General features: G+C 73.0%; 19 protein-coding genes and 1 pseudogene. 13 read left to right on the top strand and 7 right to left on the bottom strand.

Annotated features, from left to right (window positions below; genetic code table 11):
* Window positions 1-10 precede the first annotated feature (10 nt).
* Together ACIOHP_RS42860 and ACIOHP_RS42855 are read right to left on the bottom strand one after the other, a co-directional pair.
* Complete coding sequence (locus ACIOHP_RS42860) at window positions 11-403, bottom strand: SCO5389 family protein (RefSeq protein ID WP_266820594.1); 393 nt, start codon at window positions 401-403, stop codon at window positions 11-13.
* A 55-nt stretch (window positions 404-458) separates the two neighbouring features.
* Complete coding sequence (locus tag ACIOHP_RS42855; RefSeq protein ID WP_401896081.1) at window positions 459-1,403, bottom strand: ATP-binding protein; 945 nt, start codon at window positions 1,401-1,403, stop codon at window positions 459-461.
* A 141-nt stretch (window positions 1,404-1,544) separates the two neighbouring features.
* On the opposite strand from ACIOHP_RS42855, the gene ACIOHP_RS42850 reads away from it, so the two are divergent.
* From ACIOHP_RS42850 to ACIOHP_RS42835, 4 genes are read left to right on the top strand one after another with little or no spacing between them, the layout of a single operon-like run.
* Complete coding sequence (locus ACIOHP_RS42850; protein WP_401896079.1) at window positions 1,545-2,081, top strand: GNAT family N-acetyltransferase; 537 nt, start codon at window positions 1,545-1,547, stop codon at window positions 2,079-2,081.
* 5 nt (window positions 2,082-2,086) lie between these two features.
* On the top strand, window positions 2,087-3,577 hold the full coding sequence (locus ACIOHP_RS42845) for an ABC transporter substrate-binding protein (RefSeq protein WP_401896077.1): 1,491 nt from the start codon (window positions 2,087-2,089) through the stop codon (window positions 3,575-3,577).
* 3 nt (window positions 3,578-3,580) lie between these two features.
* Complete coding sequence (locus tag ACIOHP_RS42840) at window positions 3,581-5,368, top strand: ABC transporter permease subunit (RefSeq protein WP_401896074.1); 1,788 nt, start codon at window positions 3,581-3,583, stop codon at window positions 5,366-5,368.
* The gene (locus ACIOHP_RS42835) at window positions 5,365-6,594 is read left to right on the top strand and encodes an MDR family MFS transporter (protein ID WP_401896072.1); all 1,230 of its coding nucleotides are present in this window, start codon (window positions 5,365-5,367) and stop codon (window positions 6,592-6,594) included. The genes ACIOHP_RS42840 and ACIOHP_RS42835 overlap by 4 nt, the downstream gene beginning before the upstream one ends.
* A gap of 1 nt (window position 6,595) precedes the next feature.
* On the opposite strand, the gene ACIOHP_RS42830 is transcribed toward ACIOHP_RS42835, so the two are convergent.
* A complete protein-coding gene (locus ACIOHP_RS42830; RefSeq protein WP_266885840.1) occupies window positions 6,596-7,354 on the bottom strand; it encodes a CDP-alcohol phosphatidyltransferase family protein in 759 nt (252 codons plus the stop codon).
* A 107-nt stretch (window positions 7,355-7,461) separates the two neighbouring features.
* On the opposite strand from ACIOHP_RS42830, the gene ACIOHP_RS42825 reads away from it, so the two are divergent.
* From ACIOHP_RS42825 to ACIOHP_RS42805, 5 genes and pseudogenes are all read left to right on the top strand, one after another.
* Window positions 7,462-8,445 carry a dehydrogenase gene (locus ACIOHP_RS42825; RefSeq protein WP_401896069.1) on the top strand — a complete coding sequence of 328 codons (984 nt, stop codon included), beginning with the start codon at window positions 7,462-7,464 and terminating at the stop codon, window positions 8,443-8,445.
* 116 nt (window positions 8,446-8,561) lie between these two features.
* The gene (locus ACIOHP_RS42820) at window positions 8,562-8,960 is read left to right on the top strand and encodes a 6-pyruvoyl tetrahydropterin synthase family protein (protein WP_266820580.1); all 399 of its coding nucleotides are present in this window, start codon (window positions 8,562-8,564) and stop codon (window positions 8,958-8,960) included.
* A complete protein-coding gene (locus ACIOHP_RS42815; protein WP_361543698.1) occupies window positions 8,957-10,147 on the top strand; it encodes a glycosyltransferase family 4 protein in 1,191 nt (396 codons plus the stop codon). The genes ACIOHP_RS42820 and ACIOHP_RS42815 overlap by 4 nt, the downstream gene beginning before the upstream one ends.
* A gap of 80 nt (window positions 10,148-10,227) precedes the next feature.
* The gene (locus ACIOHP_RS42810; RefSeq protein ID WP_401896066.1) at window positions 10,228-11,196 is read left to right on the top strand and encodes a class I SAM-dependent methyltransferase; all 969 of its coding nucleotides are present in this window, start codon (window positions 10,228-10,230) and stop codon (window positions 11,194-11,196) included.
* Window positions 11,193-12,410: pseudogene (locus ACIOHP_RS42805) on the top strand (lysylphosphatidylglycerol synthase transmembrane domain-containing protein); the annotation flags it as partial. The gene ACIOHP_RS42810 and the pseudogene ACIOHP_RS42805, both read left to right, overlap by 4 nt.
* 38 nt (window positions 12,411-12,448) lie before the next feature.
* Here the strand turns inward: ACIOHP_RS42805 and ACIOHP_RS42800 are convergent.
* On the bottom strand, window positions 12,449-13,219 hold the full coding sequence (locus ACIOHP_RS42800) for a creatininase family protein (protein ID WP_361543692.1): 771 nt from the start codon (window positions 13,217-13,219) through the stop codon (window positions 12,449-12,451).
* Window positions 13,220-13,260: 41 nt separating this feature from the next.
* On the opposite strand from ACIOHP_RS42800, the gene ribA reads away from it, so the two are divergent.
* From ribA to ACIOHP_RS42780, 4 genes are all read left to right on the top strand, one after another.
* Window positions 13,261-13,920 carry a GTP cyclohydrolase II gene (ribA, locus tag ACIOHP_RS42795; protein WP_266820573.1) on the top strand — a complete coding sequence of 220 codons (660 nt, stop codon included), beginning with the start codon at window positions 13,261-13,263 and terminating at the stop codon, window positions 13,918-13,920.
* Between the two features lie 64 nt (window positions 13,921-13,984).
* The gene (locus tag ACIOHP_RS42790; RefSeq protein WP_401896064.1) at window positions 13,985-15,130 is read left to right on the top strand and encodes an NAD(P)/FAD-dependent oxidoreductase; all 1,146 of its coding nucleotides are present in this window, start codon (window positions 13,985-13,987) and stop codon (window positions 15,128-15,130) included.
* Window positions 15,127-16,188 carry a saccharopine dehydrogenase gene (locus tag ACIOHP_RS42785; RefSeq protein ID WP_401896062.1) on the top strand — a complete coding sequence of 354 codons (1,062 nt, stop codon included), beginning with the start codon at window positions 15,127-15,129 and terminating at the stop codon, window positions 16,186-16,188. The genes ACIOHP_RS42790 and ACIOHP_RS42785 overlap by 4 nt, the downstream gene beginning before the upstream one ends.
* Window positions 16,181-17,335, top strand: a complete 1,155-nt coding sequence (locus tag ACIOHP_RS42780) for a saccharopine dehydrogenase family protein (RefSeq protein ID WP_401896061.1) — start codon at window positions 16,181-16,183, stop codon at window positions 17,333-17,335. Before ACIOHP_RS42785 ends, ACIOHP_RS42780 begins: the two co-directional genes overlap by 8 nt.
* Here ACIOHP_RS42780 and ACIOHP_RS42775 read toward each other — a convergent pair whose 3' ends face one another.
* From ACIOHP_RS42775 to ACIOHP_RS42765, 3 genes are all read right to left on the bottom strand, one after another.
* On the bottom strand, window positions 17,336-18,562 hold the full coding sequence (locus tag ACIOHP_RS42775) for a serine hydrolase domain-containing protein (protein ID WP_361543680.1): 1,227 nt from the start codon (window positions 18,560-18,562) through the stop codon (window positions 17,336-17,338).
* 65 nt (window positions 18,563-18,627) lie between these two features.
* Window positions 18,628-19,920 (bottom strand): MFS transporter, encoded by a 1,293-nt coding sequence (locus tag ACIOHP_RS42770; RefSeq protein ID WP_401896058.1) that lies wholly within the window; start codon window positions 19,918-19,920, stop codon window positions 18,628-18,630.
* A complete protein-coding gene (locus ACIOHP_RS42765; protein ID WP_401896056.1) occupies window positions 19,917-20,492 on the bottom strand; it encodes a TetR/AcrR family transcriptional regulator in 576 nt (191 codons plus the stop codon). The genes ACIOHP_RS42770 and ACIOHP_RS42765 overlap by 4 nt, the downstream gene beginning before the upstream one ends.
* Window positions 20,493-20,531 lie beyond the last annotated feature (39 nt).

The raw sequence follows: 20,531 nt of genomic DNA, 5'->3' as shown, positions 1-20,531 counted from the left end.
CGCGGGCGGGTCAGCAGTCCCTGAACTCCGGCGACTGGTTCAGGATCTGTGAACGCGTCGAGGTGAAGCGCGCGTAGGTCTCGCTGTCCTGGGCGCCCGGCCGGAACGCCGCCACCCGGTGGCAGTTCTGGAAGGCCAGGGCCACCCCGAAGTGCCGCTCCAGGCTGCCGCGGATCGCGTCGCTGGCCAGGGCCCGCAGCAGCTGGCCGCGCTCCTTCTCGGACGGCGGGGGCGTCTGGTTGTCGGTGAACTCGGCCTTGCCGTCGTGGAGTTCGCCGGCGAGGGAGGCGATCAGGTCGTAGGCGTACGGGAGGGACGTGCGGACGGTGTCCACGAAGTCCTCCTCGCGGACGGCGCCGTTCTCGGCTTCGGCGAGGAGCTTCGGGGAGACGTCGAGAGACATGAAGGTGCGTGTCCTGTCTGTGCGTTGAGTGGGGGGTGAGGGGGAGGGGGGTGTGTCAGATGAGGGAAGCGGGACCCGGTACGAAGCCGGGGTCGACCTGGGCGGCCAGGTCCTCGCCCGCCCAGGCCCGGGCGTTGCGCAGATGGAACTCGACGGCGTGGCGATGGAGCGTCGCCCAGTCGCGCGGACAGGCGTCCACGGTCTCCCGCAGAACGTTCAGGGCATGCCGGTTGTGCGGCTCCAGGGACTCCGGGCCGCCCCGTTCGCGGCCCTGTTCGGCGGCCCGTACGAACGGTGAGTGGACCAGGTGGGTCAGCAGGTCGTCCCCCACCTCCTCCTTGAGGAAGAGCAGATCGTCCTCGCCGGTCACCTTGTTGCCGACGACGGCGATCCGGATGCCGAACTCACGGGCGTGGTCGCGGTACTGGCGGTAGACCGAGACGCCCTTGCGGGTGGGTTCCGCCACCAGGAACGTGAGGTCGAAGCGGGTGAAGAGACCGGAGGCGAACGCGTCCGCGCCCGCCGTCATGTCCACCACCACGTACTCGCCGGGACCGTCGACGAGATGGTTGAGGTAGAGCTCCACCCCGCCGAGCTTGGAGTGGTAGCAGGCCACCCCGAGGTCGCTCTCCTCGAACTCGCCGGTCACCATCAGCGGCACGTCGCCGACCCGCCGGACGTGCCGGGCGTGCAGTTCGTCGTCGCCGAGCAGGGTCAGCAGCCGGGAGCCGCGGCCCGGCGGGGTGGTCTTGATCATGGCCTCGGCGGAGGCGATGCGCGGGTTGGTGCCGCGCAGTTGGTCCTTGACGGCGTTCAGGTGTGCGCCCAGCGGAGGGGCGGCCGGCAGATCCCCGGCGTGGCCCAGCGCCTCGGCCAGATGCTGGTTGATGTCCCCGTCCACGGCGAGCACGGGAGCGCCGGACCGCGCGAGGTGACGGGAGAAGAGTGCCGACAGGGTGGTCTTGCCGCTGCCACCTTTGCCGACGAAAGCGATGCGCATCAGCACCCCGCCCTTTCGGATAAGGGCTTTTTGAAAATGGATGTCATGTCGGTAGATTTGTAGGGCGTCGCCGCGGCGCTGTCAAACCGCCACCCGGGAGGCGTTGATCAAGCCCCTCCGCTTAATGCATATGATGTGCAAGTGCGTGACTACAGCATCAGGGCCGCGGGCCCGGACGACCTCGACGGCGCGCGAGCCGTGATGCTCGACACCGTCTACCGCGACTTCGGTTCCGGCTATGTGCCCCGCTGGCACGGCGACATCATCGACCCGGCCGCCGCCTACCTGGCCCCCGAGCGCCACACCCTCCTCGTGGCACTCGACCCGCACAGCGGCGAGGTCGTCGCCACCGGCGCCCTGGACTCCCGGGGCCCGGCCCACCCGCCGAACCCGCGCCATGTCGCCGAGCGCTACCCCTCGGGGCCGACCGCACAACTGCGCCGCGTCTACGTCCGCCCCGAGCACCGCAGGCGCGGCCTCGCCCGGCGGCTGGTCGCGGAGCTGACGGAGTTCGCCGCCGCCGAGGGCGGCTACCGCTCCGTGTATCTGCACACCGACCCGGCCGTCCCGGGCGCCGAGGCCTTCTGGCGCTCGCTCGGCAAGCTCGTGCACGACGAGCGCGAGGACCCCGGGGGCGCGTCCGGCGTCCTGCACTTCGAGATCCCGATGGGGCGATGACCCGCATGACCCGACCGCGCTTCCTCCTCGCCCTCCTCCTCGCGCCGGCCCTCACCGGCTGCTTCGCCTCCACCGGCTCGGGCGGTTCGTCCGACGACGCCGGTGACGGCTCCCGGCTGCGGGTCGCCCTCGCCTTCCCGCCCGCCGAGAACCTCTCGCCGTACGGCGCCGACGCCACCCTCCTCAGCCGCCTCGGCGTCACCGAGGGCCTGACCGCCCTGGACGCCAACGGCGCCGCGGCCCCCGCGCTCGCCGCGTCCTGGACCCGCGAGAACGACCGCACCTGGCTGTTCACCCTGCGCGAGGCCACCTTCCAGGACGGCACCGACGTCACCCCGGCCACCGTCGCCACCGCCCTCACCCACGCGACCGAGGCCAGGCCGGCCCCCGCCGCCCTCTCCGGCGTGACCCTCACCGCGAAGGCCGAGGGCACCACCGGCGTCCGGGTCACTACGCAGGACCCCGACCCCGCCCTGCCGCTGCGGCTGTCCAGCCCCGGCCTCGCCGTTCTCTCCCCGAAGGCCTACGGCAAGGCGGACCGCGTCGACCCGGTCGGCCACGCCACCGGTCCCTTAGAGCTCACCAAGGTCATGGGCGCCACCGCCGCCACCCTCGACCGCTACGACGACTACTGGGGCGGCCGCGCCCAGGCCCAGGGCATCGACGTGAAGTTCGTCGCCGACGGCACCGCCCGTGCGAGCGCGCTCCGCACCGACCAGGTCGACCTCGCGGAGGCGATCCCCGTCGCCCAGGCCGCCACCCTCGACAAGGGCATCCGCAAGGCCACCGCCACCACGCGCACCACGAGCCTGCTCCTCAACACCGAGTCGGACGTGTTCGAGGACGCCGGCCTGCGGGCCGCCGCACGGGAGGCGGTCGACACCTCCGCACTCGCCGAGGGCGTCTACGAGGGGTACGCCGACCCCGGCGCAGGTCTCTACGGACCCGCCGTGACCTGGGCCGAGGGCAAGCGGACCGCGCCGGCCGGCCGGGCGAGGGCCACCGAGCCGGACGGGGCCACGATCACCCTCGCGACGTACGACAACCGGCCCGAACTCCCCGAGGTCGCCCAGGTGCTGAAGCAGCAGCTGGAGAAGGCCGGCTTCGAGGTGGAGCTGGAGGTGCGCGAGTACTCGCGGCTGGAGAGCGACGTGCTGGAGGGCAGGTTCGACGCCTTCGTCGGCGCCCGCAACAGCCTCCTCGACACCGGCGACCCCGTCTCGCTCCTCGCCAGCGACTTCACCTGCGACGGCAGCTACAACCTGGCGCTGCTGTGCGACAAGGACGTCGACAAGGCGGTGCGGAAGGCCGAAGGCGTCACCGACATCGCCCAGCGCCAGGACGCCGCCATGGCGGCCGAGGCGAAGATCCTCGGCACCGACGCCGTCGTCCCGCTGGTCCACCAGCGTGTCATCACCGGCGTCGGCCCCAAGGTCGGCGGCGCTCTCCTCGACCCGTACGAGCGCACCCTCGTCGGCCTCGGCACCCGGCGCTGACGCGTGCGGCAGCAAGCGGCCACGCTCCTGTGGCGGGCCGGGATCGCCGCCGCCCTCGTGTGCGCCATCGGCCTGCTGCCCTGGCTCACGCGCACGGACCCGGCGCTGACCGTGCTCAAGGCCCGGTCGGCCGAGCGCGACCCCGACCCGCAGGTGCTGGCCGACATCCGGGACCGACTGGGCCTGGACGACGGCCCGTTCCGTCTCCTCGGGCAGTGGCTGGGCGGACTGTGGCGCGGGGACGCCGGACGCTCGTGGATCTCCGGCACCGAGGTCGCGCCCGCCGTGCTCCAGGCCCTGGGGGCGTCCCTGCTGCTGATGGCGGTGGCCCTCGTGTGCGCCACCGTCACCGCCGCGCTGATCTGCGCGCGCACCCTGTGGCTCGGCGCGCACCACCGGCTCGCCGGACGCGGGGCCGGCGGCAGCGGGTCCGCGGTCCTCGCGGCGCTGCCCGAGTTCCTCACCGCGTCCGTGCTCGCCACCGTCGTCGGCGTCCAGCTCGGCTGGCTGCCCGCCCTCGGCTGGTACGGGCCGAAGTGGACGATCCTGCCCGCCCTCGCCCTCGGCCTGCCCGCCGGGGCCGTGCTCGGCCGCCTTCTCGACGACCTGCTGCCCGGCGCCTTCGCCGAACCGTGGGCGCTGGCCGCCGCCGCGCGCGGACTGCCCGGCCGCGGCATCGCCCGCCAGGCACTGCGCCGCTGTCTGCCCGCACTCCTGCCGAACACCGGCCTGTTCGCGGTCGGCCTCACCGGCGGCTCGGTCGCCGTCGAGCAGATCTTCGACATACCCGGCCTCGGCCGCACCACCCTCCAGGCCGCCCTCGCCCAGGACCTCCCCGTCCTCCAGGCCGGCACCCTCGCCCTCGTCCTTCTCGCCGCCGCCTTCGCGGGCCTCGCCGCCCTCGCCACCCGCCTGCTCATCGGCACCGCCCTCCGGGACGGCGCCCTGCCGTCACTCCACGGACCGAAGCCGCCGGCACGCGGTGGACAGCCGATCGCATACGGTGCACTGCTGGCCGTCGTCATCGCGCTCGGACTGCCCCGCGACCCGCTCGCCCTCGACACGGAACAGCGCCTCCGAGCCCCGTCCCGCGCGCACCCCTTCGGCACCGACGCGCTCGGCCGCGACGTCCTCGCCCGCGTCGGCCACGGCGCCCTGGAAACCCTCCTGCTCGCCCTCACGATCGGTACGGCCGCACTGCTCATCGGCGTCCTGCTCGGACTGCTGCCCCGCCTGTCCGGCCCGCTCGTCGACACGGTCACCGCACTGCCGCCGGTCCTCGCCGCCCTCCTCGTCACCGCCGTCGCCGGCAGCGGCCCCGCCACCCCCGCGCTCGCCGTCGGCGCCGTCGCCTGGGCGCCCCTCGCCGCCCACACCTCCGCACTGCTCCGCCAGGAACGCGCCGCCCTCCACATCACCGCCACCCTCGGCCTGGGCGCCGGCCCCTGGCACCTCCTGCGCCACGAACTCCTGCCCGCCGTCCTGCCGCCCGTCACCCGCCACGCCCTGCTGCGGCTCCCCGGCATCGCCCTCGCCCTGGCCTCCCTCGCCTTCCTCGGCCTGGGCGCCCAGCCACCCTCCCCCGAGTGGGGCCTGCTGCTCGCGGAGAACCAGCCCTACGCCGAGCGCGCCCCCTGGGCCGTCCTCGCCCCGGCCGCCGTCCTCGCCCTGCTCGGCGCGCTGGCGGTCAGCGCGGCGGGCGGAGTACGCAGGCCGCGCCGCACCCCGCGCCCACCCGTGACCGAACCCGAACAGCGGCCTCGTACAAGGGAAGTGGTGGAAGCCCGATGAGCGGCTCGCTGTCGACCGCCCTGCGCGGGACGCCGGACCGTACGCGCCTGACCCCCCTCCTGCGGCTGCTGATCCTCACCCAACTCGCCTTCAATGTCGGCTTCTTCGCGGTGCTGCCGTTCCTGTCCGAGCACCTCGGCACGGCGGTGGGCATGGCGGGCTGGACGGTCGGGTTCGTCCTGGGACTGCGGACCTTCAGCCAGCAGGGGCTGTTCGTGGTGGGCGGGGCGCTCGCCGACCGGTACGGGATCCGGCCGGTCGTGCTCGCCGGCTGCGCGCTGCGGATCGCCGGGTTCGCCTGGCTCGGGTACGCCGAGGCGACCGGGGCGGTCATCGGGGCCGTGCTGCTGATCGGGTTCGCCGCCGCGCTGTTCTCGCCCGCGGTCGAGTCCGAGGTGGCCCGGCAGGCCGTCGTCCATGAGGAGCAGGGCGGCGGATCCCGGACCCGGGTGCTCGCGCTGTTCACCGTGGCCGGACAGGCGGGGGCGTTTGTCGGACCGCTGCTCGGCGCGCTGCTGCTGTCGGTGGACTTCCGGAGCGTGTGTCTGGCCGGTGCCGGGATCTTCGTGCTCGTCCTCGCCGGGCACGCGTGGCTGCTGCCGCAGCACATTCCGGGACGTCGGCGGGTCCACGTCAAGGGCGGGATACGAGTGCTGGTGCGCAACCGGCGCTTCCTCGCGCTGTGCTGCGCGTACGGCGCCTATCTGCTCGCCTACAACCAGCTCTATCTCGCGCTGCCCGCCGAGGTGGAGCGGGCCACCGGCTCCCAGTCCGCGCTGGCCTGGCTGTTCGCCCTGTCCTCGCTGCTGGTGGTGACCGCCCAGCTGCCTGTCACCCGCTGGGTGGGGGACCGGCTCGCCCTGCGCCGCTCGATGGCGGCCGGACTGCTGCTCATCGCCGCCGGGTTCGCGGTCGTGGCGCTCGCCCGGCCGGCCGGCTGGACCGGGACGGCGGGGCTGCTGCCCGCGGCCGGGTTCGTCGTCCTGCTCACCCTCGGCCAGATGCTCGTCGCCCCCGTGGCCCGCGCCTGGGTCCCCGACCTCGCCGAGGAGGGGCGGCTCGGCCTCTACACCGGTGCGCTGTCCTCGGTCTCCGGTCTGATCGTGCTGGCCGGCAGCTCACTGACCGGCACACTCCTCGACAGCGGGCTGCCGGCGGCCGTGCCCTGGCTGGTACTGGCCGCCGTACCGGCCGCGGCGATCGCGCTGCTGCCGCGCCGTCCGTAGGTCATCCGGCGACCAGCTCGCGCACGTCCTCCAGCAGGACCTCCTCGATCCGGGAGGTGCGCAGCAGCCACAGGATGTCCCGGCCGAACGACCACACCAGCGCGCCCAGCGCCGTCGCGACGACCCCGAACTCCAGCGCGTACGGCAGCAGGCCCGAGGCGGCCAGGAGCAGGAACACACCCTGGAGGGCGGCCACCGTCTTGCGGGCCGTGCTCGGCGGGAGCGGGGCGTTCAGCCACGGCCAGACACGGGCGGCGGCGACGAAGGCGTAGCGCATGCCGCCGATCAGCAGGACCCACGGGCCGTGCGCCATGGACACGTAGACGCTGAGCACCAGGATCAGGAAGGCGTCGACCTCCATGTCGAAGCGGGCGCCGAGCGGGGTGGAGGTGCCGGTGCGGCGGGCGACCTTGCCGTCGACGCCGTCCAGGATCAGGGCCACGGCCGTCAGACCGACGAAGAGGGTGACCGGCGGCGAGCTCTGGAAGGAGTCGGCGACCAGGGCGGTGACCCCGCCGACCAGGGTGGCCCGGCCGAGCGTGACCCGGTTGGCGGGGCCGAAGGAACGCGGACGGTGGCGGTGCAGGGCCCGGGAGAGCACCGCCCAGGTGGCGACGGCGAAGACGAGGCCGGTCAGCCAGCCCGCCGGTCCCATACCGATCGCCGTCCCGAGCAGAGCCAGCAACAGGATCTGCAGACCCGCTCCCACAGCGGTCTCCTGCTGGACCAGCCTTGCGTCGTAAGTGTTGTTCAGGGCCACCGAACATCCTCCGGCCGTGTGACAGAGTCGATCAACGCCGCGTACTGTGCGCGACCTGTGCACACCTCGGTACGTGAACCACTTCCCAAGCGTTCAGGAGGATGCCGATGAAGCGCACCGCGAATGCTTTCTGGCTCAACAGCCCCGGTGCCGGTGAGATACGTGAGGTCACCCTCCCGGCTCCCTCCGAGGGGGACGTGCTGGTCCGGGCCCTGTACTCCGGCGTCAGCCGCGGCACGGAGACGCTCGTCTTCCGCGGCGGGGTCCCCGAGAGTCAGCACGCCGCCATGCGGGCGCCCTTCCAGGAGGGCGACTTCCCGGCTCCCGTGAAGTACGGCTATCTCAGCGTCGGAGAGGTCGAGGAGGGCCCGGCGGACCTCGTGGGCCGTACGGTCTTCTGCCTCTACCCGCACCAGACGCGCTACGTCGTCCCGGTGACCGCCGTGACCTTGGTGCCCGAGAACGTGCCCGCCGAACGGGCGATCCTCGCCGGCACGGTGGAGACCGCCGTCAACGCCGCCTGGGACGCGGCGCCGCTGGTCGGCGACCGGATCGCCGTGGTCGGCGGCGGCATGATCGGCTGCTCGGTCGCCGCACTGCTGGCCCGCTTCCCCGGCGTACGGATCCAGCTGGTCGACGCCGACCCGGCGCGGGCGAACGTCGCGAAGGCCCTGGGCGTCGACTTCGCGCTGCCGCGGGACGCGCTGGGGGAGTGCGACCTCGTCGTCCACGCCAGCGCCACCGAACAGGGACTGGCCCGCTCCCTGGAACTGCTGACACCCGAGGGCACGGTCCTCGAACTCAGCTGGTACGGCGACCGGAAGGTCAGCCTTCCACTCGGTGAGGCCTTCCACTCCCGACGGCTCGTCATCCGCAGCAGCCAGGTCGGCACCGTCTCCCCGGCCCGCCGCTCCAGCCGCACGTACGCCGACCGGCTGGCCCTCGCCCTCGAACTGCTCGCCGACCCGGCGCTTGACGCGCTCATCACGGGGGAAAGCGCGTTCGAGGAGCTGCCGCAGGTGATGCCCAGGCTCACTTCCGGGGAAATTCCGGCTCTTTGTCACCGCGTGAGGTATGGCAAGAGCGCCTGACCTGAGAAAAGAGTGAGATACGGCTGAACGCGGGGAAGCGAAGGGCCGTACTACTCGGCATCCCCGCCGGCGATCAGCCGGGGGGATCAGACGTGCCGCACCTGGAGGGTCGTCCGTTGTTCAGTGTCACCGTCCGCGATCACATCATGATCGCCCACAGCTTCCGCGGCGAGGTCTTCGGACCCGCGCAGCGCCTGCACGGAGCGACGTTCCTCGTGGACGCCACCTTCCGGCGGGAGCAGTTGGACGACGACAACATCGTCGTCGACATCGGACTGGCCACGCAGGAACTCGGAGCCGTCGTCGCCGAGCTGAACTACAGAAACCTCGACAACGAGCCCGACTTCGCCGGGATCAACACGTCGACGGAGTTCCTGGCCAAGGTCATCGCCGACCGGCTCGCCGAGCGGATCGAGAAGGGCGGGCTGGGCGAGGGCGCCCGGGGCATCGCCGCGATCGCCGTCACCCTGCACGAGTCGCATGTCGCGTGGGCGAGTTACGAGCGTGCGCTGTGACCGACGTGACCCTGGAGAAGGCCCCGCAGGCGCCCCTGGGCTATGTGCCCGTGCAGCATTCGGCTCTCAAGAACGCGGACATCGTCCCCATGGCTCTGCGCTCCGTGCACTTCGTCATGCCCGGTGGTGTCGACGACCCGTCCGCGCCGAGCGGCGGCAACGCCTATGACCGGCGCGTGAGTCTGGACCTGCCGGGCTTCGGCTGGCAGGTCCACAAGCACGCGGTGGCGGGCGAGTGGCCCCGGCCGGGCGCCTCGGCCCGAGCGGAACTGGCCGGTGTGCTGCGGGGGCTGCCGGACGACACCGTGGTCCTGATGGACGGCCTGGTCGCCTGCGCGGTCCCGGAGATCGTCGTACCGGAGGCGGAACGGCTGCGGCTCGCGGTCCTCGTCCACCTTCCGCTCGGCGACGAGACCGGCCTCGATCCGGTCCTGGCCGCCGAGTTGGACGCGAAGGAGCGCGCGGTGCTCCGCGCGGTCCCCGCCGTCGTCGCCACCAGCGACTGGGCGGTCCGCCGCCTCGTCTCCCACCACGGCCTCGCCCCCGACCGGGTCCATGTCGCCGCCCCCGGCGCCGACATCGCCCCCCTCGCCTCCGGCACCGACGGCCTGTCCCGGCTGCTGTGCGTCGCCGCGGTGACCCCCCGCAAGGGACAGCACCGCCTGGTGGAGGCGCTGGCCACGGTCCGGGACCTGCCGTGGAGCTGCGTGTGCGTGGGCGGCCTCGCCCAGGACCCGGAGTACGTGGCCGACCTGCGGTCCCTGATCGCGAAGTACGGCCTGGAACACCGGCTGCACCTGGCCGGACCGCAGGCCGGCGCCGAACTCGACGCCAGCTATGCCGCCGCCGACCTGATGGTCCTCACCTCCTACGCCGAGACCTACGGCATGGCGGTCACCGAGGCCCTGGCCCGCGGCATCCCGGTGCTGGCCACCGACGTCGGCGGTCTGCCCGAGGCGGTCGGCCGCGCCCCCGACGGTGGCGTGCCCGGCATCCTCGTCCCGCCGGAGGACCCCGCCGCCCTCGCCGCGGAACTGCGCGGCTGGTTCGGCGAGGCGGACGTACGACGCCGGCTGAAGGCGGCTGCCCGGGGCCGACGGGCCGCCCTGGACGGCTGGGCGACCACGGCCCGCAGCCTGGCCGGAGTACTGGGCCGACTGCCGAGCGAACCCAGGAGGGCGGCATGAGGAAGACGGCTACGACACAGCGCGCGGGAAGGATTCCGGCGCAGGCGGGACCGAGGGACGTGGCAGGAGTGGAGTCCGAGATGGGGAATCCGACGTCCTCGGTGTCATCGGCGTCCACGGGCCCCGGCACCGACGCGGAATCCGTGATCCCCGGCGCCGGCCCCGCGGCCCGCCCCGGCGAGCGGCCCACCGTACGGCTGCGCGAGGACGGGCCCGAGGAGCAGCCCCGGTACGCGCCCGAGTGGCTGGAGCTGCGGGAACCCGCCGACGCCGATGCGCGGTCGCTCGATCTGCTCGACCCGCTGCGGATCCGGCTGGCCAACCTGCCCGGCAAGGCCGGGGTGACCGTGCACGACCTCGGGTGCGGTACCGGGTCGATGGGCCGCTGGCTCGCGCCCCGGCTCGACGGCCCCCAGCACTGGGTGCTGCACGACCGCGACCCCTACCTGCTGCACTTCGCGGCCGTCGCCTCCGCGCGGGTCGCCGCGGACGGCAGCAGGGTCACCGTCGAGACCCGGCGCGGTGACGTCGGCCGGCTGACCCCGGACGCCCTCGCGGGCGCCGACCTGGTGACGGCCTCCGCACTCCTGGACGTCCTCACCCGCGAGGAGATCGAGACCCTGGCCGCCGCCTGCACCGGCGCCGGCTGCCCGGCCCTGCTCACGCTCTCCGTGGCCGGCCGCGTCGACTTCTCCCCGTCCGACCCGATGGACACCGAGATCGCCGAGGCGTTCAACGCCCACCAGCGGCGTTCGGGCCTGCTCGGCCCGGACGCGGTCACGGTGGCCTGCGAGGCCTTCTCCGAACTCGGCGCGACGGTACGGCTGAACCCGAGCGCCTGGCGGCTGGGGCCCGCCGAGTCCGCGCTCACGGCCCAGTGGCTGCGCGGCTGGGTCGGCGCCGCGGTGGAACAGCGCCCGGAGCTGCGCGAGCGCGCGGACCGTTACCTCCGTGCCCGCCTGGAGGCCTGTGAGGCGGGCGAGTTGAGCGTGACCGTCCACCACACCGACCTGCTGGCACTGTCCCGCCCGACGGGCGGGGCGGCATGAGCGTGGAGACGGTACGGGCGGCCCACGCGGGCCTGCGGGGGCCGGGCCGACGCAGGCGGTGGGCCGGGGTGACACGGGGGCGCGGCCGCGTCGCGGTGACGCCGGTGGAAGCGACCGCGTCGGTGCTGGGCGTGGCCGGCTTCCCGGCCCGTACTACGGTGGAGGAACGGTACGCCGACACGGCGGCCGGCGCAGCACGTCCCGAGGCCGGCTCGGCCACCGTCGCCCTCCCGCCCGCCAAGGCGGTCCCGCCGCCGCCCGTCGCCGTCTCCGGGGACCGCATCGGCGTGATCGTCTCCGCGCCGCGGCCCACCACCGCCCAGCCGGCCCCCGGCGCCTCCCGGTGGCGAAACGTTCTCGCCCGCCTCAAGTCCCCCGCCGTACGCACCCACGTCGGCAGCGCCGTCGGCGTGATCATCCTCGCCGTTCTGCTGTGGCGGCTCGGCACCGGCGTCTTCCTCGACGGGTTGCGCCGGATCGACGGGAAGACCCTTGTGGCCGCGCTCGGGATCGGCGTGGTCACCACCGTCTTCAGCGCCTGGCGCTGGCAGCTGGTCGCCCGGAGCCTGAAGATCCGGCTGCCACTGGGTGCGGCCGTGGCCTCGTACTACCGGGCCCTGTTCCTCAACGCCGCCCTGCCCGGTGGCGTTCTCGGCGATGTGCACCGGGCGGTACGGCACGGGCGCAGCACCCAGGAGCTCGGGCGCTGTGTGCGGGCCGTCGTCCTCGAACGGGTCGCCGGGCAGCTCGCGTTGGCGGTCGTCGGCGCCGCGGTGCTGCTGACCATGCCGTCACCGGTGCTCTCCCAGGCCCGCCATCTCGCGCCGCTGCTCGTGTTCGCCACGCTGGGCGCGCTGGCCGTCGTCCTCGCCCTGCGGATGAACCGGGCGCCCTCACGGGCCGGCAAGGCCCTGCGCGAGGCCCGCGAGGGGCTGCTGTCGCGGCAGAACGGGCCCGGTGTGGCCCTGTCCTCCGCCGTCGTCCTCGCCGGACACCTCGCGATGTTCGTGCTCGCCGCCCGCGTCGCCGGTTCCGCCGCCTCCGTCGCGGTCCTGCTGCCGATCGCCGTGCTCGCCCTGCTCGCCATGGGCCTGCCGCTCAACGTCGGCGGCTGGGGCCCCCGCGAGGGCGTCACCGCCTGGGCGTTCGGCGCCGCCGGTCTGGGCGCCGGCAGCGGGCTGGCCGTCGCCGTCGTCTACGGGGTGCTCTCGCTCGCGGCCAGCCTGCCCGGCGTCATCGTCCTGCTCGCTCGCTATCCGCGCGCCGAATCGCCGTCGGAGGTGAGCAGTGAGAAATACGTGCCGAAGGAATCCGCCAGGCTCGCCAGCAGTGCTTTGCCCTTTTCCGCCGAACCCAGCGAAGGACGGCCGATGACACCGGAATCGGTATAGGCGGACATACCGAGGGTGAGCAGATGACGTCGGTCGTCGGCGACGAAATCGGATGTCTCATAACCGGGTCGGACGAATTCGGGATGAGCGTGCAGAAGGATGGAGGTCTCGATTTCCCCCGCATGCATGTCGGTGAGCAGCGAGGTGACCACCCCCGCCTGCTCCCGGGCCGCCTCCCAGTCCTCCGAGGCCGGGAACAGCGCCATTCGCTCGCCGCGGGCGGAGGATTCCTGAACGACGTTGCCCAGTACGTAGTTTCCGCCGTGCCCGTTGACCACGACCAGGGTCTCGACGCCGGACCGGCGGAGCGAAGACGCTATGTCCCGTATCACCGAGTGAAGGGTCACCGAGGAGATGCTGACGGTTCCCGCCCACGCCGCGTGCTCGTGCGAGCAGGAGATCGTCACGGGAGGGAGAAGGTGTACCGGGTATGCCGCGGCGATCTCCCGGGCGACGGCGCAGGCGACGAGCGTGTCGGTCGCCAGCGGAAGGTACGGGCCGTGCTGTTCGAAGCTCCCGACGGGAAGGACGGCGATCTGTCGTGAGACACCCTCGCCCCGCGCCCGTACGTCTTCCGTGGTGTCCGCCGGCAACGTACCGTGCTCCGCCGACCGCGTTTGCGAACCACTCATTCTTTCACGGCCTTTCGTCTCTGCTTAGGAACTCGAGAATCATGACAGAAAAAGTTGGCGTACTCGGCAAGAAGACTCCACAGCGCACGGGCGTGGAACGCGTCGTGAATGCTCCGCTGCCCACCGTGTACGGTGAATTCAGGGCGGTCGGTTACCTCGACCACGACCGCGGTGACGAGCAAGTGGCCCTGGTCTACGGCGAGATCGGCACGGACGAGGTCCTGACCCGGCTGCACTCGGAATGCCTGACCGGTGACGCCTTCGGCTCCCGGCACTGCGAGTGCGGCGAACAACTCGACTCCGCACTGCGGGCCGTCGTCGCCGAGGGCAGCGGCATCGTCGTCTACCTGAGGGGCCACGAGGGCCGCGGCATCGGACTGCTCGCCAAGCTGCGTGCCATGGCCCTGCAGGCGGAGGGGCTGGACACCGTAGAGGCGAACCTCGCCCTCGGCCTGCCGGTGGACGCCCGCGACTACGGTGTCGCCGCCGGGATGCTGCACGACCTCGGCGTGCGCTCGGTGCGTCTGATGTCCAACAACCCGGACAAGCGCGCGGCGCTGGTGCGCCACGGCATCGAGGTCGCCGAGACCGTCCCGCTGCTGATAGCGCCGTGCGAGAGCAACATCACCTACCTGCGCACCAAGCGGGAACGGCTGGACCACCACCTGCCGCATCTGGACGCGGTGGCCCACCTGTCCTGATGGCGGGCACCGGAGTCCGGACAGGAAGAGGGGACCGGCCCCGACACCCCTGGGAGGCTCGCTCGTGAGGACGCAGGCAAACGCCGTGGTGATCGGCGGCGGAGTGATGGGCGCGAGCATCGCCTACCACCTCGCCGCCGCCGGTGTCCGCGACGTCGTCCTCGTGGAGCGCGACGAGCTGGCCTCCGGGTCCACCTCGAAGGCGGCCGGAGGGGTGCGGGCCCAGTTCTCCGACGCCCTCAACGTGCAGCTCGGCGCGCGCAGCCTGGAGGCGTTCGGCCGGTTCCACCAGGAGGTCGGCCACGACATCGGACTGCACCGCGTCGGCTATCTGTTCCTGCTGTCGACGCCCGAGGACGTGGCCTCCTTCGAGGCGGGGGTGCGCCTGCAGAACTCCCTCGGCGTGCCCAGCCGCATGCTCACCCCGAAGGAGGCACGCAAGCTCTCCCCGCTGATCACCACCGACGGGCTGCTGGCCGCCTCCTTCTCGCCGGACGACGGCCACTGCACCCCCGAGGCCGTCGTCCACGGCTACGCCTCCGCCGCCCGCGACCTGGGCGCCCGCGTCCTGCGGCACACCGAGGTCACCGGCATCACCGTGCGGGACGACACCATCAGGGCCGTCGAGACGACACTCGGCACCATCGCCACCGACACGGTGGTCTGCGCGGCCGGCGCCTGGTCGCGCGCGATCGGGAAGATGGTCGGCGTGGACCTGCCGGTGGAGCCGCTGCGCCGCCAGATCGCGGTCACCGAGCCGGTCCAGGGTCTGCCGCCCGGCCTGCCGATGACCATCGACTTCAGCAGCACCCTCTACTTCCACCGAGAGGGCCCCGGCCTCCTCCTGGGCATGTCCGACCCCGATGAGCGTCCCGGCTTCGCCACCGACACCCACGACCGCTGGATCCCCCGCCTCGCCGCCGCCATGGAGCACCGCGCCCCCTCCCTCCTGGACCTGCGCCGCACCGGCGGCTGGGCGGGTCTGTACGAGGTCACCCCGGATCACAACGCCCTGATCGGCGAGGCGACTTCGGTATCCCGTTTTCTGTATGCGACCGGCTTCTCCGGTCATGGCTTCCTCCAGGGCCCGGCCGTCGGCGAGGTCGTCCGTGACCTGTGCCTGGGCCGCGTACCCTTCGTGGACGTCAGCCCGTTGAACGCCGGCCGGTTCGCGGCCGACGCCCCGCGCCCGGAGGCCAACTGCGTATGACCGAGCTCCATCTGTGGCTGCGCCACGAGGACCGTCCCACCGAACGGCGCTCACCGGTCGTGCCGTCCGACGCACGCAGGCTCGTCGAGAGCGGGGTGACCCTGACCGTCGAGGAGTCCCCGCAGCGGATCTTCCCGATCGAGGAGTACGAGGCTGTCGGCGCCCGGGTCGCGCCCACGGGCTCATGGGTGGCGGCGCCGACGGCGGCGGTCGTCCTCGGTCTGAAGGAACTCCCCGACGCGCCCGCCGAGTTGCCGCACCGGCACATCTTCTTCGGGCACGCCTACAAGCGGCAGCCGGGCGCCGCGGACCTGCTCCGCCGGTTCGCCGCCGGGGGCGGGGCACTCCTCGACCTGGAGTACCTGGTCGACGACCACGGGCGCCGGCTCGCCGCCTTCGGATACTGGGCGGGCTATCTGGGCGCGGCGCTGGCGGTGCTCCAGCACCGGGGCCGGCTCGTCGCGCCGCTCACGCCCACCTCGAAGCAGGAGCTCGACGAGATCCTCCGGCCCGTCGCCGGGGACGAGGAGTTCACCGCGCTCGTCATCGGCGCCCTGGGCCGCAGCGGACGCGGTGCACGCGTCGCCCTCCGGGCTGCCGGGCTTGACCCCACCTGCTGGGACCTGGAGGAGACCCGCGACCTGGACCGCGCGGCCCTGCTGGAGCACGACGTGATGGTGAACTGCGTCCTCGCCACCACTCCGATCCCGCCGTTCGTCCGGGAAACGGACCTGGACGACCCCGCCCGCCGGCTGCGCACCCTCTCCGACGTCACCTGCGACGTCGGTTCGCCCCTGAACGTCCTGCCGGTCTACGACCGCACCACCGAGTGGGACGAGCCGGTGCGCCGGCTCCGCAAGGAGCCGCCGCTGGACCTCATCGCCATCGACAACCTGCCGTCGCTGTTGCCGAAGGAGTCCAGCGAGGGCTTCTCGGAGCAGTTGCTGCCGCTGCTGCTGGACTTCGGGGCCGCCGGGCCGTGGGGGCGCTGTCTGGACCGGTTCCGTGCGGCCTGCCGGGAACTCGGCATCGTGGAAGGGGAGTCGCGCCATGTCTGAGCTGGTTCCGGCGAGCGGCACCGTCCACTGGATCGGCACCGGACTGTCCACGGGCAGCGGGCTGGCCCGGGTGTGCGGGGCGGCCGAGCGGGTGCGGGTGTGGCACCGCACCGAGGAGCGCGCGGCCGAGGCCCTGGACCGGCTGGGTCTCACCGGTCGCGCCGAGCCCCGCGCGTACACCCTTCCCGCGCTGACGGCCGAACTCGCGCCCGGGGACGTCGTCGTGTCGATGCTGCCCGCACCGGAGCACGCCGGGATCCTGGCCGCGTGCGTCGCACAGAAGGCGCACTTCGCCTGCTCCAGCTATGTGTCGGACGCCGTGCTGGAACAGGTGCCCGCGGCCCTCGCCGCCGGGGTCGTCGTCCTCACCGAGGCCGGGCTCGACCCGGGCATCGACCACCTCTTCGCGCACAGCCTCGTCGCCCGCGCCCGGGACGTGATCGGCGACGGTACGGCGGCCTCGTACCGCCTCACGTCCTACTGCGGCGGCATCCCCGCGGTGCCGAACGACTTCCGGTACCGCTTCAGCTGGGCGCCCCTCGGAGTCCTGGGCGCCCTGCGCTCGCCCGCCCGTTACATCGAGGACGGTGCCGAGACCACCGCCGCGCGGCCGTGGGAGGCGACCCGGCGCCATGTCGTCGACGGGGAGGGCTTCGAGGTCTATCCGAACCGCGACAGCGTGCCGTTCGTCGAGCAGTACGGGATGCCGCCCGCCTGGAAGGCGCGGTCCTTCGTGCGGGGCACCCTGCGGCTGGAGGGGTGGCTGCGGGCCTGGGACGCCGTCTTCGAGGAGCTCAAGGGCGGTGACGACGCCCGGATCGCCGCGCTGGCACGGGAGTTGGCGGCGGCCTACCCGACCACGGACACCGACCGGGACCGGGTCGTGCTCGCCGTGTCGCTGGATGTGCGCGGCCCGGCGGGACAGACGTGGGCGGGCAGCTATCTGCTGGACCTGGTGGGGGACGAGGAGGAGAGCGCGATGGCCCGCTGTGTCTCCCGCACCCTCGCCCTCGGCGTGGGCCACGTCCTGGACGGCTCGCTGCCGCCCGGCCTCGGCCGGGCCGCCGAGACGGCGACCCGGTCGGAGGAGTGGCTGCGGGAACTCGCCCTGGAGGGCGTGGAGTTCACGCTGCGTGTGGACGCCTGATCACTCGACCAGGGCCTCGTGCACCAGCCGCCTGAGGTCCGGGTTGAGTTTCAGTGATTTCGGCCGTACCTGGGTGTAGAACTGCACGGTCAGATCGTGGCCGGGATCGACCCAGAAGGTCGTGGAAGCGGCTCCGCTCCAGCCGAACGTGCCCGGGCTCGTGGGCGCGAGCGTCCGGGCGGGGTCGATCACCACGGAGACGCTGAGACCGAAGCCGACTCCGTCGTTGTTGGGCTCGTCGTGGGCAGGTCTGCTGCCGAAGGCACGCAGGTCGGCGCCGCCGGGAAGCTGGTTCCTGGCCATCAGGTCGACCGTTTCGGGGGCGAGCAGCCGGGTGCCGTCGAGTTCGCCGCGACGGCGCAGCAACTCCATGAAGCGGTGCATGTCGTGCGCGGAGGCCGCCATCCCGCCGCTGCCGGAGAGGAACCGGGGCCGGCCGCGGAGCGGAAGCCCGGGGACCGGCTCGATGCCGCCGTCGTCCTTCTCGCCGTACAACTCGGAGAGTCTGGGCGCCTGTTCGTCCGTCACGCTCAGGCCGGCGTCGGTCATGCCGAGCGGTCCGAAGACCCGCTCGGCGAAGAAGGTGTCCAGCGGCTGTCCGGACACCACCTCGATGACCCGGCCGAGCACGTTGGAGGCGACCGAGTAGTTCCACTGCGTGCCCGGCTCGAACTGGAGCGGCAGGCTCGCGTACACGTCGACCGTCTCGGCCAGGGTCGTGCCCGGCACCACCGACGACTCCAGACCGGCCTCGCGGTACAGGGCGTCGACCGGGTGGGAGTGATAGAAGGCGAAGGTCAGACCTGCCGTGTGAGTCATCAAGTGCCGTATGAGCATGGGCTGTTCGGCGGGCCGGGTGACCATGTCGGAGCCCGAGCCGCTGACATGGACCCGGGCGTCGGCGAAGGCCGGCAGATACCGGGCGACCGGGTCGTCCAGCGACAGCTTCCCCTCCTCCACCAGGATCAGCGCGGCCACCGCGGTGACGGGCTTGGTCATGGAGTAGATCCGCCACAGGGTGTCCGGCTCGACGGGGAGTCCGGCGGCGAGATCGCGGTGGCCGTGCGCCGTGAGGTGGGCGACGCGGCCGCCGCGGGCGACGGCCACGAGGAAGCCGGGCATGCGTCCCTCGTCCACGTAGTGGGCGAAGTGCTGGTCGAGGCGGTCCAGCGCCTTCGCGTCCAGTCCGGCCTCACCCGGGTCGACTTCCTGCCGCAGCTGTGCCATCGCTCTCCTCCGCTCGCGTTCGTCGAGGTGCGATCCGGCATACCCCGCCGCGATGACCTCAGACCTCATCGTCGCGCAGGAATCTCCGAACGATCGCCCGGTCGACCTCGATCGGTGATCGTGGCACGGAAACCCGCCGCCGGCACCACGCCCGCCAGCGCCACAGCGGCGAACGTGACGAGTGACACCTCCGTGGCGGCAAGGGCCACCCCGAGCGTCGGCCCGACGTTCATCGCGGTCTGCTGCAGCCCGCCCGCCACCCCGGCCGACCCGACCGGACTCTCCCGTACGACGACATGGGTGGCCGCCACCATGACGGTCCCGAACCCCGCCCCCAGCAGGGCGAATCCCGCGCCCAGCGCGAGCGCGCCCGACGCGTGGGAGAGCACCAGGATCCCGGCGGCGAGGACCGCCGTCGCGGTCGCCGTCGTGCGGCGGGCTCCCGCCCGGCGCAGCAGCACGGGGCACATCGCGGCGGCGGCCACCATCAGCACCGCCAGCGGGAGGCAGCGCAGGGCGCTCTGGAAGGGGTCGAGGCCGAGCGTGTACTGCAGGGCGTACGTGCTCACGAACAGCGTGCCCGACAGGGCGGCCGACGCGGCGACCAGGACGCCGAGCGGTGCGCCGGGGACGGCACGCGGTATCAGTGGGCTCGCGGTGCGGCGCTCGTGGCGTACGAAGGCGACGCCGGCCACCGCGGTCACCGCCACGCCGAGCCAGTGCGGGGAGACCAGCGTATGGACCAGGAACCCCAGGGTCACCGCGAGCAGGGCGGCACCGGGCAGGTCCAGCCGGACCTCGGCGGCCCGCTCCGGCTCCCGCACCCGCAGGGCGAGCACACCGAACACCAGCGCGGGCACGACGTTGACGAAGAACACCGCCCGCCACCCGGCCCCGGCCACCAGCACTCCGCCGAGCAGCGGGCCGGCCGCGGCGGCCACCCCGATCGCCGCGGTGCGCACGGCGATGGGCCCCCGGAGCCGGTCCGGCGGGTAGGCGACGCGCAGCATGCCGAGGGTCGCGGGTTGCAGCAGCGCCCCGAACACCCCCTGGACGACCCGCAGTCCGATCACCCAGCCGACGCCGGGCGCCAGTCCGATGCCCGCCGACGCCACCCCGAAGCCGAGCATGCCGATCCCGAAGAGCCGCCGGTGCCCGTACCGGTCGCCGAGCCGCCCCGCGAACACCAGCAGACTCGCCACCGCGATGAGATAGCCGGTGCTGGTCCACTGGACCTGGGCGAAGGAGGTGTGCACATCCCTTTGCAGGGAGGGCTGGGCGATGGTGAGGACCGTGCCGTCGAGGGCGACGATCACGGCTCCGGTCACACTGCCCGCGAGGACGAGACGAGGGTTCACCCGCCCTCCCGGCCGAGGTGCGCGTCGAGGGCGTGGCGCAGGAGAGGCCCGAAGTCGTCCGCGCCGGTGGCCAGTTGGAGGCTGCCCCAGCCCCAGAGCTGGGCGATGCCGTGCAGGTTCGCCCACAACGCCCCGGCGACGAGGCGGGCGTCCGCGTCCGGGCGGGCCAGGGCGACCAGCTCCACCAGGCGGCCGAAGAGGGGCAGGCTGGTGTCCCTGAGGCCCAGACGGCCGCTCTCCAGCAGATCGTGACGGAACATCAGCTCGTACATGCCGCGGTTGTCCAGGGCGAACCGCAGATAGGCCCGCCCCAGCCCCGTCAGCCGGTCGCGCGGGCTCGCGGTGCCGTCGTCGGCCGCCCCCGCCCGCTCCGCCAGCTCGCCGAAGCCCCGGCGCGCGATGGCCGACAGCAGCTCCAGATGGGTCGGGAAGTAGCGGCGCGGCGCACCGTGCGAGACGCCCGCCCGGCGGGCGATCTCCCGCAGGGTCAGCGCCTGCACGCCCTCCCGGGCCACCAGCTCCACCCCGACGTTGACCAGCCGGGCCCGCAGCCCGCTCTCCGACTCACGCATAGACACTGTCTACCAGTGCTCGTAGACAGTGTCTACCGA

The sequence above is a fragment of the Streptomyces sp. NPDC087859 genome (assembly GCF_044742595.1).
Lineage (GTDB): Bacteria > Actinomycetota > Actinomycetes > Streptomycetales > Streptomycetaceae > Streptomyces > Streptomyces canus_F.
This window is presented reverse-complemented; position numbering and strand designations above follow the sequence as displayed.